A 15296-nucleotide genomic window follows, 5' to 3' on the forward strand; every position below is an offset into this window, starting at 1 on the left:
TGCAACGCATCAGGGGCAGAGTCAGCGCCCGGCGGCTATTAAGCACAGGTTCCCCCTCCACTATAACACTAGTATCCTCACGTCATTCATCTGCAAACGAAAGGTGGAGAGAACCAAACACATCTGTGTATTCTCAATATCTCACTGGCTCACCGCTATACAAAAAATGTCAGAAATTACGCATTAAAGTAGCACATCTTACTGCGCAAAATTATGCTTGAACGCCTTTGTTCTAAGCTTTAGCTGTTAGTTGCAATGTGTGTCTATTTAAGTTTAAAAATCACTAATCTTATAAATTTTTATACCAACATTATTTTCATGAGATACGATCAAAAAATCTTGATAGACAAATACCCCTTCAACTGTGTCTACTACATCAATCTTATATGTATTCTGGATTTCGTCATTTGAAAGTCGATAAAAGTATATGAAGTTGCTGTTAGCGATAAAAACACCTTCATTGTGGACAGAGATCCTGTTGATTGCATTTACTACCGATGGACTAGCTGGTTCTTGGAAAATTACTGGTTCTCCTAAACCATTCGAGTCGACACTCATTTTCCACACAGATGAAAATCCGGTAAAAAAGATGAAACCATCTCTGTACTCGATATCACTGCCATAAATCTCTTCAGTCGTAGAATACTCGTCTTTCAGTTCAAATTCAGAGTTAAACAATTTGATATATCTGTTTCCTGATAATCCTTCGAATACAACAAACTCACCGCTTTGAAGTGGAAAGATGTTATCTATGTAGTTGCTCGTTTGATATCTTTCTACTTCGGTACTCCCGCTTTCCTCACTAATACACAATTCCTTAAGCGTATCAGGAGACTCGCCAGAAGTTCCTCTGTCTACCCAATAAACGCAATTTCCATAAGACGCAAATATCGTTGCACTTAAATTGGGTGATGGTTGAGTAGAATACACAGTATCTAATAGGCTCCCCTCTAAACTTTGAATACTCACAGAATTTAGACCTAATATTCCAAGTCGGTCATTTGTCAGCGCCGCTAAATTATTTGCAAGAGAAGCAGTAATTTGCACTTCTGTCTCTACCAATCCGGAGCTGCCGATATCCAAAAGACTAATTCCTGCATTGTGGCTTATTGCTAGAGAGTCTTGGTAAGAAACATAGGTTCTTCCCCCTGGCAACCAATAGGAGTCCACAAAATCCACATTAACTTCGACTATTTCAGGGGAAGTTTGACTACCATTATTATTGCTTTCCGTGCCGTCATCTACGAGGGTCTCTGGGTCGCTATTTGAACCACAAGCATTTAAAAACATTAAAGAAGAAAGAAGAAGAGCTTGGGTTATGCGCATAAATACTCCGTTAGCACACTCACGTTAGTATACTGGTGCTGACTACTACTCTTTTCTGTTTTACTCATAAGATCATCCATTCTAATACTCTCCTAAGGTTTTTAAATCGCGGCTATGAATTTACCTGTTAACTTTTCACTAGCGAGTGTCATAATTTTTTTTCATATTTTACGCAAAGCACGATATAGCCACAAAACGAAGATACTCAATACTATGACTAAAGCATAGTCAAACATGTAATTGGTTAATGTCATCAAGCTTCCGGTAATGATAAATGACGCAACGTGCCCGAGAAAAATAGAAACTGTAGATGTGAGCGCTAGAGCTGAAAAGCTAGCAAAACTTAATTTAAATGCTTGGTATATGAGAAACGGAAGGTAGATGACTGTAAGCGCCGAATAAGATACAGCCGTAAATCTGAAGGAGTTTATCGCTAATCCCGAAAAGTTGTAAATCAACGTACCGGTAAGATACTGAGTAACCGCGAGCATGCAGCAAAATAAGGCTAATTTTCTATTCATTTTAACGATTCCTTTCAATAACATAACACCAAATTAAGCGGCGTTGCCCGCTCTTGGGAATGTTTGCTTAAATTTCCTTGTTAACTTTCATTTTCAATATCAAATTCCAACCTAACCTTCATATCTTTTTGAACCACTGCAACTCCGTCTACAACCTTAGGTTTATACTTCCATTTTCCTAGAGCTTTTATAGCTGCTTTATCCAACATTCCCTGATGAGTAGATTTTATTACCTTAATATTAGCGACATCACCAAGCTCAGTGATGTCAAAAGATAGATCCACCCATCTTTCAGATGTCGGCGCTTTCAATAAATCTGCTTTTTTTGATTCATCTAAACTATCTGCGGTACATATCCCTGCAGACATTAATAAAGCAAAGAAAATGACAACCTTAAACATGAATAATCCTCCTTGAAAGTTAACTTTTAAATAAGGGGCGATGGCACGTAGGGCATAATAGCGAAGCGGCCCTGCGTGTTAGCGTCTCAACGAGCGACAGCGAGTGATTTTATTTTTTGTTAGGCGGCATGCAGATCTATTGGCTGCACATTATCCAAGTTAATGTTTTGTTTCGCTTGCCAAAGTTCATAGTTGTCTTGCATGCTAAGCCAACTTTCTGGGCTGCGTCCCAATACTTTTGATAGCCTTAAGGCCATTTCTGGCGTTACTGCACTTTTACCCTTTACGACACGATTTAATGTTGAAGCTGCAACACCAAGATGGGTAGCGAGTGTTCTGCAGCTTATACCATGTGGCTCCATGTAAATAGACTCAATAAATTCACCTGGATGTGGTGGGTTATGCATATTCATTAGTGATAATCCTCGTAATTTAAGATGTAAGCATTACCATCCGTGAACTCAAAAGTTACTCTCCAATTACCGTTAACTGATATTGACCAAATGTTAGATCTTTCTCCCTTGAGTTGATGGAGAGAAAAGCCAGGTAGATTAATGTCATCAATATTTTGTGCGGTATGAATTGCTGCTAACTGCATACGAAGTTTTTTCGCATGCTTAGTTTGTATGCCTGAGGTTTTCCCTTTTTCGAAAAAGAGCTTCAGGCCTTTATGTTTAAATGACTTAATCACGGCACGAGTGTAGCGCATTGCGCAACGCGGTGCAACTTGACGCCTAACTTCCAAATATGGGGCGTAAACACGTGTGCAATAATGGCGAAGCCGCGCACGTGTTTGCGTCCCAGCGAGCGACAGCGAGTGCCATTATTTGCTTGTTATATGCCATTGCTGAATTTTACCTTTTCTGCCAATAAAGGAGACCAAGGAATGAATAGTGGACGACTGTCTTTGCTGTCTTCAATCTCTAGCTTTGCTACTTCGTGCCCCAAGCATTGGAGTATTTCTATATCAATTATTTTCCCCAATTCGACTGACCTAAAATGTCTAGACCGCCCGAACAACAAATTATCTCCATCTATCCTAGCAGAGCATGATAGAAACTTATTTTCAAAAGGAACTGCTCCAATTGCATATTCCGACTGATAAAAATATGAATTTTTGATGCTTTTTCCGAAACAGTCTAAGAATTTTGAGTGATGTCGCCTATAGCGATATATTCTCAAAAAGAACGTAACTCCAACAGCCAAGAAAGATAGAAAAACTGATAACCACAGATTTACGCCCATAAAAACTAAGCCAACTAGTACACAAAAAGCAGGCAATACGAAAAGGGCCATTGAATGCGCGACTCTTTTGTGTTTGGGGAAATTTATGTCCATTGCATTCTTATGGCATATAACAATTTAGTAGTGCGCAAATTGCGCGTTTTTCTTCCGAGCATGTGCTCGTTTTTATCCATAGTGCCATCATTCAGAGTTTACTGAAAGTCAAAGAGTACAGAGGTCACGCTTAATAAGGGCTAAATACGTAGAGGACAAAAACGCGCGATTGGGTCGTTTTCCTGAATATAGGGGAAGGCAGCTACGACCGTATACGTAGACAGGCATTTAACTCTCAATATGTCAATATTTTGAGCAGAAACTAGCTCTTTGGGTCCATTAAGTAATAAATAATCAACTTCCGGTTTACGTACACTAGAGACTGTCAGATTTGATCTTGTTCTTTATAAAGAGTGTTCAAGTGATGACCAATCCAAATAATGTCGTTAACACCAATCGACTTTAGAGCAGCGCTAAAATTGTTGTACTGGCTCCACCACCAACCACAAGACCACAGATAAAAATAAATAAGTACGCTTTTACTGGATTTTGTCGTGCTGGCTCTACTTCTGTTATTTCCGGCACTTTAAATAATGTCTGACGCTTTACATCAAAGGCTACACATAAGGCCATTATGGTCTCCAGCGATGCATTCCCTTTGTTTTCCACTCGCTGAATGGTGCGTAAATTCACGTCACATAACTCTGCAAGCTGCGCTTGGGTCCACGCTCGCTCTATGCGCATCTCTTTTACAATATCGCCTCTAACTTCCATTTGTTATTTCACCCTGCAAATAGCATAACTGCAAAATAACCAAACACCGCCCCCAAAGCGGCTATACCGGCAATCACCGCGATGTTTTTAACAAGCGAATTATCGCGAGAAAGCATAGAGGTAGACTCTCGTTTTACAGTGCGTGCACCTTTTTTAAGGCGCACCTCTGTACGGTAAGTGAAAGGGTTCTCCACTTCCACCTCGAGAGTATAATCTTGGTCGTTTAGCCTAAGCGCGTGTCGACCTGTAAATCGAAACAAGTTGCGATGTTCTGATACAGGGTGGTCGTCCACATACACAACCTCTTTCCCCGACCATAAACTGCAGTGTACCGCTATATCGTGGCCTTCGTGTTGCAAGTGACACCAGAGCCCCTGCCTCATTGTTATTTGCGTCATAATACTATCCGGAGAAACTCATAAAGCCTAAATAACCGCAAAGAAAGCCCACAATTAACCCTACGAATAAAAGCTTATCCATACTGAAAAAGGATTTCAGTAAATTTCCTTTTTCCAATTGCGATAGCGTTTCGCTGGCCACTTCTTTCCCATCACAAAAAAGAGTGACCTTTAATTCACCACGTAAAACATGGGTCATGTGTGTTTTTACGAGATACTCATGACCATTTTTAGTAAACGCATGCTCACTTTTCGTGCTGCTTAAATTTCTAAACGACGATACCACTTCGTTATTGAAAGACACTTTTTCCTTACCGCTAAACACCGAGCCCCACATAGAGATATCATTACCCTCGTGGTCGAAATAAAACCAATACCCATTATTTAGCGATACTTGACTCATATGTTCTCTTCTTGATACTAGCGATTGTTTTATAACTTCATTTGTTTGCATGATTGTTCTCCTTTGCTTCAATGCCAGCGCATTTCATCGGAAATAGCGAGTAAGTGAAACGGCACTAATGCGACAGGACAGTAAATCATCTGTTTTTGTCATACGACACCCCTGTGTCGCATTGCTAAACCACTAAAATATAATAAGAAAATAAAAACTCATGCGCCAGACAATTCAGCATCGCCACGCAGCTTTTGGAACAGCCAACTAATGCCAACCAAGCTTAGACCTAGCCCGATAAAGGAAAGCGCACGATATAAACCTTCGAGATTTGCCATATCAATAACAAACGCTTTTAAGATCACTACAGCTAATAAACCGAAGCCAAGCTTTACTGCTAAAACACGCTGCTTTATTTGCCCTATAAATATGGTGGTGGTTGCGATAACAAGCCAACAGATAGAGTAGGTGTAAAGCTCAGGTTGAGTGAATCCAGTATCTAAAATAATGCTGGCCTGATGAAAAGCGCCGCGAATTACACTGTTTACATAGAGAAATGCAAAACCACCGGCAATGGCACCTAAGCCAATATGAAGCTGTTGACTGATTAATGAAGATAGTGCATTTAACGAACCTAAAACTCTACGCTGCAGCACGCTAGAAAGTATGCAACCTATTAGTGCAGCAGGCAGTAACCACTGAAGCAGCAACCAGTTAAAAACGGCACCATCTCCCGTAGGCTGCGCGTATATAAAAGGGTTGTGCTTGATACTTATATCTGTGTGGATAATACCTGCACCGATAAGCAAAACGAGGGCGGCATTGCGGTATAACACTGTCATGGTACTAGCAATATATGCTCGGTAATAATATGCACCAGAAAGCGCGACCCAACCAAGTGCCAACAGTACACTCTCTTGATAGGTAGCTGAAAAAACACTGGGGTAATTCCTTGTTAGGTAATAGCCTGGCTCTGTAGTGATAAACAGCGCAATTAGATGAAGTAATGCCCCTTCCAACCATATCTTTAGGCTATCTGAAGGGTTGTACTTCCTAGCAATAAGTAATGATAAGAAAATGAAAGGATAGATAACGGCAGTCCAGTGCACGCCTAATATAGACTCGTAAGCGTAGTCTGCAAGCCAAGGAGCCACTGTAATACGCACCATAACAATGGCTAGCAGCACTTTATAAAGCCAATCTGGCAAGCTGACTTTATAGCGAAGACTCAATACGCTGATGCTAGCCACTTGCAATGCTAGCGCGAACGACAGCACTGCGGCATCTAACAACATAGTTAAACACAGCGTAAGACAGGCATTGGCGAGCACTGCGTAAGTCAGCTGCGCGAATTTTTGCGACTTGATTACCACCCATGTACTTAAAATGGCTAAAAGCGCCAGCTCAAAGGCCCAAACACTGTACACAAGTTGCTGGGCGAATGTGGCAGTAAGTGCATAGCTCACACCGAATAAGGTGATAGGAAAAGCGACAATGTAAATCCAAAACGCTGGACGCTGCGTTTTGTGCGCCATAAGCGCGACATAAGATGTTATAGCAAGTGCTGCAATTTGCACATACAGATAAACACCTGAAAATACTGTGTTGATATCAGTAATGCGTCCCGCGTTTCCAGAGGCGCGCCCTGTAATAGCTTCGATGATAAACATATCTTCTAGCATCACCACATGACCCACCGCAGCAACAAGCAAAAGAAACGGCCAGCTATCAAATATGCTGTGTCGATAAGATGGCAGCAGCAATAATGCTCCTAAAACGGCAGCGCTTAACCAAATGTGCATATCTTCTGCATAAAACACTAAATAGGTATGCATTAAAATAAAAGATAACAACACCCCCACCATTTCCCGTGAAGGTTTTATTAGCTCTTTAAGAGATAAGGTCTCATTAAGTTTATCCCGCAGCGACCAGCCTAGTGTGTGCGTGAAACAGAATAAATAAACAGAAAAAACGGTAAACCCAAGCCAAATCAAAATATCGGCCTTATCGGATTGGGTGAGCGACATAAACGCCCAAGCAAAATGGCCCAAAACGCTGAGACGCCATAGCCACATCTGCGACACTTTCTGAGAAATCCATACGCCCGAGAGCGACACTAGAGAAATAAACACTAGTAAGGTGACAATGCTGTTAGCGTCTGTTTTTATTAAAGCAGGAATTGCATATGCTCCCACAATGCCAATCGACGCCAACAGAGGACCGTATCTTAGTGCTAGTGAAATAGCGCCGAAAGCAACTACCGCCATCAACAAAAAAGCGACTACAGGTGCTATAAACTGATAGAAATCATAGGCGACAAGAATTATTGCGTAGCAAGTTATTACACCTCCACTGGCCAAAGCTGCACAAATAGTGGGAGAGTAAATACTGAATTTTTCTCGGTGCCTGGCGAGATATTCGGCGCCAGCCACCAAGGCAATGCCAAACGCCGCACCTATTAGCACACGTATTTCAGCCGATAACAATCCAGCCTCAACCGAATAAACAGCAAGGAATACGCCTCCCACAGCAAGAACTACACCGCCAAGCCACAATAAACCGTGACGCTTTATAGACGTCATCAGACTTGATTCATCTGAAAGGAAACGCTGAAGAAGCGGCACTCTGCTACTTTTTTCGCTCTCAACGTCTTCTGTATCTAACGCTACTTGCTGTTCAGAGCCATTTGGCTGTTCAAAGGAGGGATGCTTATTTTCGCTACTGTGCTTATCGCCAGCATTATCGATGTGAGCTTGAGAGTTAGAGTGTTTTAACCCACTAGAATCCTGAGTTGCCAGTTGCTTCTTAAGTGCCTTGATGTCATTTGAAAGGGCTGTAATCTGACTTTGCTGTGAATACGACAAAAGCGCGCCAATGCATACCAATAAAGCGAAAAGCACACCTAATAATAGCAACATAACCAAGGTCCCTGTAGAAATGTATCGTCAAATGACAGCGCATTAAGGTGCGGTATACTCACGAAAAAGTCAAATAGCTGCCTTGCAGTACCCTTGATTCTTATCGCACATCGGCTTATAACTAGTCACTGTCATTTCCAACAAGAAATCCTATGTCTGTCAAACACCCTATTATTGCTATAACAGGTTCATCTGGTGCGGGAACAACCACCACCACCAACGCCATACGCCACATTTTTAGAAATTTAAATGTGAACGCTGCGGTGGTAGGCGGCGATAGTTTTCACCGCTTCACACGACCTGAAATGGAAGTAGAAATTCGTAAGGCACAGGAACAAGGTCGACATATCAGCTATTTTGGGCCCAAAGCGAATGACTTTGAACTGTTGGAGTCTGTGTTCAGAGAATACGGAAGTTCGGGCACCGGACAATTCAGACAATACCTGCACACCTTCGATGAAGCCGTACCATTTAATCAAATGCCTGGGACGTTTACTCCATGGCAAGATTTACCAGCAAATACTGACTTGCTGTTTTACGAAGGCCTTCACGGCGGCGTGAAAACTGACGAAAATGATGTGGCGAAACATGTCGATTTACTGGTGGGCATGGTACCTATTGTAAATTTAGAGTGGATTCAAAAAATTGTTCGCGACACCACAGACCGAGGACACTCACGAGAAGCCGTAATGAGCAGCATAGTGCGCGGGCTAGACGATTACTTTCATTATATAACCCCTCAATTTTCTCGCACTCATGTGAATTTTCAACGGGTGCCTACGGTAGATACATCAAACCCATTTAGCGCCCGAGAAATACCCACTCAAGACGAAAGTTTTGTAGTAGTGCGGTTTAGACGGGAAATGAAAAACGTAGACTATCCTTACCTGCTTAAAATGATAGACGGTGCCTTTATGTCTCGTATTAATACCCTTGTTGTTCCAGGTGGTAAAATGGGCCTTGCCATGGAACTTATTCTGTCTCCATTGCTTGAAGATATTTTAAACAAAAAGCGCCGCGCAGGGCATCAAATGGATTGGTTGAATTCAGACGAGGAATAGATCTCCTCGTCCGGCTTAAAGGCTACAGCAGTTATTCACAGGTATTAATAGCGACGGCCATTTTATCTTCATTCATTTTGAATAATTCCTACTGTTATTTTAAAGATTGATGCACACCAAAGCGTGCATATATATTTTCTATAACAATATATTAACAATGACAAGTAGCAATACAATTTCAACTGCGTCATGGTATTACCTAAATCGGGTCTTTAGGATAATTTTCATGACATCAGCACATTCAAACCCTATCGTTTCTTCTGTCATATCTTCTACTCAAATATGGCTAAACCAAGACCACCTCAACGAAACCAAAGTGGTTGAGGTATCGCTTAATGCCGAAGAACTTGGCGATGATGAGCTAATTCTGGAAACAGACAATTTTGGGTTTTCAGCAAACAACATTACCTATGCTGCGCTGGGTTTTAAAATGGGCTACTGGGGGTTTTTTCCCGCTGAAGAAGGTTATGGCATCGTTCCGGTGTGGGGTTTTGCAACGGTAAAACTGTCTCGCCACCCTGATATTCAAGAAGGTGAAAAAGTATTTGGCTACCTGCCAATGGCCAGTCACTTGGTGATAAAAGCAGGTAAAGTAGCGCCTCATGGTTTCTCTGATATTCATGAGAACCGCAAAAGTATTAGCCCAGTATACGACCAATACCTTCGCTGCAGCGCCGACCCTGGTTACGATGCAAACCGTGAAGCGTGGCAGCTTAACTTTCGCCCTCTGTATATGACTTCTTTCGTGCTAGACGATTACGTGGCAGAGCTTTCTAAAGGCGAGTCGTTACTACTTTCAAGTGCATCAAGCAAAACAGCACTGGGCACTGCACAACTGCTAATAGATCAAAAAGAACAACGAAGCGCAACCTATAAAGTGATCGGGCTTACCTCGCCATCTAATGTAGAAATGGTGAAAGCCACCGGCTGCTATGATGATGTTGTTAGCTACAACGAACTGGAAAAACTCGATAAAACCGATACTTTTTGGCTTCTAGACTTTGCAGCTAACGGCACCTTGATTAACAACATTACTCACGCTATTGGCGATAAGTTGAGTAAGGTTTCACTCATTGGCGCAACCGACTGGGAAGCCCAAGAAAAACCCAACCCTAAATTACTTGATGCAGAAATTTTCTTTGCACCTTCCAGAGTAAAGCTGCGCCAAAAAGAATGGGGACACGATGTGTTTCTCAAGAAATACGCCTCGGCGTGGCAGAGGTTTGCGCAAAAGGTCGACAACACTTTTTTCGAGCAAACCCATGTAGGGACTGACAACATTATCGCGCTATACAAAGAAACACTAAACGGCAACGCCGACACAAAAGCATTAAACGTGGTGTCGTTTAAATAACGCTGACTACTAAGAGCAGTTCTTTAGGTGCCTAGATCTTTAGGAGCGCGGACCTTTAGGATCTTAGCTCCTTAAGTGCTTGTCCCTTTTCGCCCTTTTTATCGGTTAGACACTATTTGTAACAAACCCCCTCCTCATTTTACATTTTCTTGCTTTTGTATTTATCGCCTTGTGGTTATAGTGAAACAAATGTATTACCAAGGGTATGTTCATGGGTCAGGAAACCTCAAAGATTCTCGTTGTCGATGACGATATGCGCCTTAGAAGCCTATTAGAGCGCTATTTACTAGAGCAAGACTATCAAGTCCGAAGTGCCGCAAATGCCGAGCAAATGGACAGATTATTAGAACGCGAAAACTTTCATCTGATGGTGCTAGATCTTATGTTACCTGGCGAAGACGGCCTTTCTATTTGCCGTCGTTTACGTCAAACAGGTAATGACATACCTATTATTATGCTTACCGCCAAAGGTGATGAAGTAGACCGTATTATTGGTTTAGAAATGGGTGCCGACGATTACCTTCCGAAGCCGTTCAACCCTAGAGAGTTACTTGCACGAGCCAAGGCAGTTTTACGAAGGCGCAGCAGTGAAGCACCGGGTGCACCGTCAAAAGATGTGCAGATTATTGAGTTTGGTAATTACACATTAAATTTAGCGACTCGAGAAATGACATCTGGCAGTACGCCTTTAACGCTAACTAGCGGCGAATTTGCGGTGCTTAAATCGTTAGTTACTCACCCGCGAGAGCCGCTTTCTCGAGATAAACTTATGAACCTCGCTAGGGGTAGAGACTATAGCGCGCTTGAGCGTAGTATTGATGTACAGGTATCTCGCTTGCGCAGAATGCTAGAAGAAGATCCAGCCAACCCTCGCTATATTCAAACCGTGTGGGGGTTAGGTTACGTCTTTGTGCCCGATGGCGAGCAAGTGTAGTCGTTAAATTGAGTCGTTAATGTGAGACAAGCATGCGTATAACACCAAAAAGTGCTTTTGGACAAACTGTCTTATTGATTGGTGTTTTGCTGCTAATTAATCAAATAGTGTCGTACATTTCCGTTACTTACTATTTTATACAGCCTAGCTATCAACAAATTAATAGTTTATTAGCGACACAAGTAAAGTCGGTATTAGCTAACGACTTATTGGTAAGCAATCAAGACACTCGCACAGCCTATTACAAAGACACGCAAGTTAATGTATTCGATGAAAGCGTAGCGCGAAAAAATGGGTTAGACACAGCTGTTTACTATGGCTTCATGTCTTCTCAAATTAGTGAAAGCATTAATCAACTTGCCGACGTTCGCATAAGCACCGAGTCGCAAGCCAGTGATGAAAGCGCTCCCTATACCGTGTGGATTTCTCTTAATCGCTACCCTGACACTTGGATATCCATTCCCATTTCAGGGTTAAATGAAGCCAACATTTCTCCTCTTACGATGTATTTAATGGTGATAGGTATTTTGAGCGTTGCCGGTGGATGGTTATTTGTAGGACGAATGACACGGCCGCTATCAGCATTACAAAAAGCGGCTATTGCAGTAGGTAAAGGCGAACATCCTTCTCCTTTGCCTGAACAAGGCAGCACTGAAATGATTCAGGTTACCCGGGCGTTTAATCGTATGAATCAGGGTATCAAGCAACTCGAAACTGATAGAAATGTGATGACAGCCGGAATTTCACACGACCTAAGAACGCCGCTAACCCGTATCAGGCTTGCCTCGGAGATGCTGCCAGAAGATCAGGACTGGATTAAAGACGGCATTGTGAACGACATTGAAGATATGAATGCCATTATCGATCAATTTATCGATTATGCCCGTTATGACACTGAAGAAGTTACCCAAGAAACCGATTTAAACTCTATTATTGCCGACCTTGTTCAGGCAAGACAACTTGACGAGAAGCATCATATAGAGCTTCAGCTAAACTCGCTCCCCATGCTGCCTTTAAGAAGAGTCGCGATGAAAAGGGTTATCGATAACCTGATTGAAAATGCATTCAAATACGGTTCTGACGACATCGCCATTAGCAGCTTTTACAACCGCCATGAGAAGCGCGTGTATTGCAAAGTACGAGACTTTGGGCAGGGTATTCCACATGCCGATTTAGACAATGTATTTTTACCCTTTGCTCAAGGTGATAAGGCGCGGAACTCATCAGGCTCCGGCCTTGGGCTGGCTATTATTAGGCGAATCATTGAAGCCCACCACGGCGAGGTTTCCCTGCGCAATCATCCACAGCAAGGCCTAGTCGCCGAATTTTTCATTCCCTTTTCACCAATAAAAGGTTAACCCAGTACATCAATACTGGCTTGGACTTAGTTTATCGTAATATCAACAGCTTGCTGGTAGGTATATGGCACTGTGAACGTGAGCGTTTGCTTGTTCTCGTTCCAGTTGAAATTGGAGTTTCTACCATTGACACGCAAGGTTTTAGGCGCGTCTTCAAAACCGTGAACTACCCACAAAAATTCGCGCTGTTGTGGCATACCAATGTAGCTACCATCACTGTTTATCGACACCATTACGCTACTATTTCCTTTGCGCAAGGCTTTAAACTCGATAGTAGCAAAGGTGTTTTTGTCGACTGAATGGGGGCTTTTACCGTTATCCTCATAAAACGTATAGCCTGAAGACGCAACTGAATTGTCAAACCAGTAATGCATGGTTAAGCGTGAAGGGTCGTAATCTTCGGTGCGGCTCAATCCTTCTGACATAGGGATAAAGCTGCCCGCTTTTACCCAAACGGGAAAGTTATCGTCCCGCAGAGGATACGCCACCTCTTGATCGCCAACGAAGCGCTCGCCTGAGAAAAAGTCGAACCATACGCCCTCTGGTAATAATGCATCCCACTGAGACTGCTTGGGCTGCGTGACCGGCGATACCAACAGTGCATCGCCCCACATATAGCTGTCGGCATGATCGAACCATTTATCATCAGAGTAAACGTACGAGAGTGGACGCATTAACGGCGAACCGCTTAATGCATTTTCAAACGCTAACCCATAATTGTACGGCAACATGGCGTAACGTAACTTTATAAACTCCCTTACAATAGACTTTACCGGGTCGGGGTGGAAAATAGGCTCAGGCGCAATACTGTCTTGAGCATGCGGCCTGAAAACAGGGGTGAAGGCACCAAACTGTAACCAACGCGTGTAAAGTTCTGGGTCGAAGGCATCGCCTCCTGCAAAGCCACCTAGGTCGGAATGTGTGTAGGCCAGACCAAAAATACTCATTTGTAGTGCCAACTCTACCTGAGGCGCGAGTCCTCCCCAACTTCTGCTTACATCACCAGTCCATGGCACCATTCCGTATCGCTGACTTCCAATAAACCCAGAGCGCATGAGCACAAACGGACGGGTTTCTGGCTGTAGCTTTCGCAAATTGCTATAAACCAACTTTGCCCATTGGTGCCCATAACCGTTATGTAATGCTTTCGCTCGTACCGGTTTAGAATCCCATAGGTGAATGCTGTCATCTGGGTGTACTTCTGGTTCGCCTAAATCTCCCCACCACCCTGCTACGCCTTGAGCAGCAAGCTTTTCGTAGAACTGCCAAAACCAGTCTTGGCCTGCCTCGCTAAATACATCTACAAGCCCGGTATTGCCAAAATAGAAATCGAACGTGTAAGGCGCTCCATCCGCTTTTTTTACCAAGGCGTCGTTTAATACCGCACTTTCCCATTGTGCTGAAGAAGTGAGGATAAAAGGCTCTGTTATAAGCACAGTTTTTACATCTTGCTGTTTTAGCTGCGCTATCATTTGCTCAGGTTCTGGAAACGCAGCATTATCCCACTGTAAATTTCCCATATGGCCTTTAACGTCTTTACCAAACCAGTAAAGGTCCAGCACCACAGCGTCGACAGGAATATCTTGCTGATTAAACGCGCCAACTACATCTATTACCTCTTGCTGACTTTTATAGCCAAAGCGAGAGGCAAAATTTCCCAACAGCCACCTTGGCGGCAACGGCTGCTTACCCGTTAGCGAAACCGTTTTTTGCACCGTATCGGCCACACTTTCACCAAGCACTATTACATAGCTAGCCCTACCTCCGTCAGCTTGAAACAACAACTCATTGGTATTGCTTGCACCAATGTCTAGGGTTCCCGACGCGGTATTATCAAAAAGAACGGCATAGTGCTTAGAAGACATCACAGCAGACAAACCAAAATACATCTGACTTGACGATGTGGTGTAGCCGTAATGTGCTTTGTTATAAAGCGGCATCTGCTGGCCACGACGATCCATACCTAAAACGCGCTGCCCCCCGCCATAAATTTTTTCTGAATCATCTAAGGAAAACGACGCTGAAATTCTTTCGCCTTGCACTGACAGGCCTTTTTGCTCTTTCACCACTTGCTTCCCGTTCATGAGATAAGTCATGCGATGGGAGGCTTTATCAATATTGACGGTAGCATTTTGCCAGTTCAACGAGATAGTTGTAGGGGTGTCCTCTACAGTAGGGTGAATATCTTCGCCCATAGAAGAGTGAGCAAGTGCCATACTTGGCAAATTAGCATATGCTTTGCCGCTATCGTCGGTTTTAAGGGTAACCACAAAGCTGTTTGTTGCCGCAACAGACACGGTAAAGTCGCTTGTGTCGGTATTCACATGCAGCGTATTTCCCTTTAACACATAGCCAACTATTTCAGCGTGTAATAACGAGCTAAAGAAGGCTGATAACAAAGCTAAAAGCAAAAACGGCTTGGTGGATCTCAACATTTTCAAACCTTAAAATGTGTAAGTGCATGGTACAAGCTCGGTGCAGGGTAAAAGACCGTTTGCCTACGCACTAAAAAGTCAGTGGAATATTGATGATACCGAGGCCGAATACCAAACAAAATAAACATACGTATTCATAATGTA

General features: G+C 43.0%; 14 protein-coding genes. 4 read left to right on the forward strand and 10 right to left on the reverse strand.

Annotated features, from left to right (window positions below):
* Nucleotides 1–273 precede the first annotated feature (273 nt).
* The 9 genes from CW735_RS18600 to CW735_RS18645 form a co-directional block, all read right to left on the reverse strand.
* Entirely contained in the window at nucleotides 274–1326 is a 1053-nt protein-coding gene (locus CW735_RS18600) for a hypothetical protein (RefSeq protein WP_071980946.1), read from the reverse strand.
* A 601-nt stretch (nucleotides 1327–1927) separates the two neighbouring features.
* On the reverse strand, nucleotides 1928–2248 hold the full coding sequence (locus CW735_RS18610; RefSeq protein ID WP_071980948.1) for an energy transducer TonB: 321 nt from the start codon (nucleotides 2246–2248) through the stop codon (nucleotides 1928–1930).
* Between the two features lie 119 nt (nucleotides 2249–2367).
* Nucleotides 2368–2661: a HigA family addiction module antitoxin gene (locus CW735_RS18615; protein ID WP_032095616.1), complete on the reverse strand. Its 294-nt coding sequence runs from the start codon at nucleotides 2659–2661 to the stop codon at nucleotides 2368–2370.
* Entirely contained in the window at nucleotides 2661–2939 is a 279-nt protein-coding gene (locus CW735_RS18620; protein WP_071981396.1) for a type II toxin-antitoxin system RelE/ParE family toxin, read from the reverse strand. The genes CW735_RS18615 and CW735_RS18620 overlap by 1 nt, the downstream gene beginning before the upstream one ends.
* A 143-nt stretch (nucleotides 2940–3082) precedes the next feature.
* On the reverse strand, nucleotides 3083–3232 hold the full coding sequence (locus CW735_RS19675) for a hypothetical protein (protein WP_156844089.1): 150 nt from the start codon (nucleotides 3230–3232) through the stop codon (nucleotides 3083–3085).
* Between the two features lie 756 nt (nucleotides 3233–3988).
* Nucleotides 3989–4300 carry a helix-turn-helix transcriptional regulator gene (locus tag CW735_RS18630; protein ID WP_100973087.1) on the reverse strand — a complete coding sequence of 104 codons (312 nt, stop codon included), beginning with the start codon at nucleotides 4298–4300 and terminating at the stop codon, nucleotides 3989–3991.
* Between the two features lie 8 nt (nucleotides 4301–4308).
* Nucleotides 4309–4698 carry an immunoglobulin domain-containing protein gene (locus tag CW735_RS18635; RefSeq protein WP_100973088.1) on the reverse strand — a complete coding sequence of 130 codons (390 nt, stop codon included), beginning with the start codon at nucleotides 4696–4698 and terminating at the stop codon, nucleotides 4309–4311.
* A 4-nt stretch (nucleotides 4699–4702) separates the two neighbouring features.
* A complete protein-coding gene (locus tag CW735_RS18640; protein ID WP_071980952.1) occupies nucleotides 4703–5152 on the reverse strand; it encodes a hypothetical protein in 450 nt (149 codons plus the stop codon).
* Between the two features lie 158 nt (nucleotides 5153–5310).
* Nucleotides 5311–8010: a DUF2339 domain-containing protein gene (locus CW735_RS18645; protein WP_100973089.1), complete on the reverse strand. Its 2700-nt coding sequence runs from the start codon at nucleotides 8008–8010 to the stop codon at nucleotides 5311–5313.
* 152 nt (nucleotides 8011–8162) lie between these two features.
* On the opposite strand from CW735_RS18645, the gene CW735_RS18650 reads away from it, so the two are divergent.
* The 4 genes from CW735_RS18650 (at nucleotide 8163) to envZ (ending at nucleotide 12717) form a co-directional block, all read left to right on the forward strand.
* Nucleotides 8163–9071 carry a phosphoribulokinase gene (locus CW735_RS18650; RefSeq protein WP_071980954.1) on the forward strand — a complete coding sequence of 303 codons (909 nt, stop codon included), beginning with the start codon at nucleotides 8163–8165 and terminating at the stop codon, nucleotides 9069–9071.
* 226 nt (nucleotides 9072–9297) lie between these two features.
* Nucleotides 9298–10425 (forward strand): DUF2855 family protein, encoded by a 1128-nt coding sequence (locus CW735_RS18655; protein WP_100973090.1) that lies wholly within the window; start codon nucleotides 9298–9300, stop codon nucleotides 10423–10425.
* A gap of 211 nt (nucleotides 10426–10636) precedes the next feature.
* Entirely contained in the window at nucleotides 10637–11359 is a 723-nt protein-coding gene (gene ompR, locus CW735_RS18660; protein ID WP_071980956.1) for an osmolarity response regulator transcription factor OmpR, read from the forward strand.
* Nucleotides 11360–11391: 32 nt separating this feature from the next.
* On the forward strand, nucleotides 11392–12717 hold the full coding sequence (envZ, locus tag CW735_RS18665; protein ID WP_071980957.1) for a two-component system sensor histidine kinase EnvZ: 1326 nt from the start codon (nucleotides 11392–11394) through the stop codon (nucleotides 12715–12717).
* A gap of 26 nt (nucleotides 12718–12743) precedes the next feature.
* Here envZ and CW735_RS18670 read toward each other — a convergent pair whose 3' ends face one another.
* Complete coding sequence (locus CW735_RS18670; protein ID WP_100973091.1) at nucleotides 12744–15152, reverse strand: TIM-barrel domain-containing protein; 2409 nt, start codon at nucleotides 15150–15152, stop codon at nucleotides 12744–12746.
* Between the last annotated feature and the right edge of the window lie 144 nt (nucleotides 15153–15296).

Origin of the sequence: Alteromonas sp. MB-3u-76 (assembly GCF_002831605.1) — a bacterium.
GTDB classification, from domain to species: Bacteria; Pseudomonadota; Gammaproteobacteria; order Enterobacterales; family Alteromonadaceae; genus Alteromonas; species Alteromonas hispanica.

What these genes read in the sequence shown, in the direction of transcription:
- CW735_RS18655 (WP_100973090.1), top strand. Translation starts at nt 9,298, where the DNA reads ATGACATCAGCACATTCAAACCCTATCGTTTCTTCTGTCATATCTTCT.
- CW735_RS18610 (WP_071980948.1), bottom strand. Translation starts at nt 2,248, where the DNA reads ATGTTTAAGGTTGTCATTTTCTTTGCTTTATTAATGTCTGCAGGGATA.
- CW735_RS18635 (WP_100973088.1), bottom strand. Translation starts at nt 4,698, where the DNA reads ATGACGCAAATAACAATGAGGCAGGGGCTCTGGTGTCACTTGCAACAC.
- envZ (WP_071980957.1), top strand. Translation starts at nt 11,392, where the DNA reads ATGCGTATAACACCAAAAAGTGCTTTTGGACAAACTGTCTTATTGATT.
- CW735_RS18645 (WP_100973089.1), bottom strand. Translation starts at nt 8,010, where the DNA reads ATGTTGCTATTATTAGGTGTGCTTTTCGCTTTATTGGTATGCATTGGC.
- CW735_RS18670 (WP_100973091.1), bottom strand. Translation starts at nt 15,152, where the DNA reads ATGTTGAGATCCACCAAGCCGTTTTTGCTTTTAGCTTTGTTATCAGCC.
- CW735_RS18615 (WP_032095616.1), bottom strand. Translation starts at nt 2,661, where the DNA reads ATGAATATGCATAACCCACCACATCCAGGTGAATTTATTGAGTCTATT.
- ompR (WP_071980956.1), top strand. Translation starts at nt 10,637, where the DNA reads ATGGGTCAGGAAACCTCAAAGATTCTCGTTGTCGATGACGATATGCGC.
- CW735_RS18650 (WP_071980954.1), top strand. Translation starts at nt 8,163, where the DNA reads ATGTCTGTCAAACACCCTATTATTGCTATAACAGGTTCATCTGGTGCG.
- CW735_RS18600 (WP_071980946.1), bottom strand. Translation starts at nt 1,326, where the DNA reads ATGCGCATAACCCAAGCTCTTCTTCTTTCTTCTTTAATGTTTTTAAAT.
- CW735_RS18640 (WP_071980952.1), bottom strand. Translation starts at nt 5,152, where the DNA reads ATGCAAACAAATGAAGTTATAAAACAATCGCTAGTATCAAGAAGAGAA.
- CW735_RS18630 (WP_100973087.1), bottom strand. Translation starts at nt 4,300, where the DNA reads ATGGAAGTTAGAGGCGATATTGTAAAAGAGATGCGCATAGAGCGAGCG.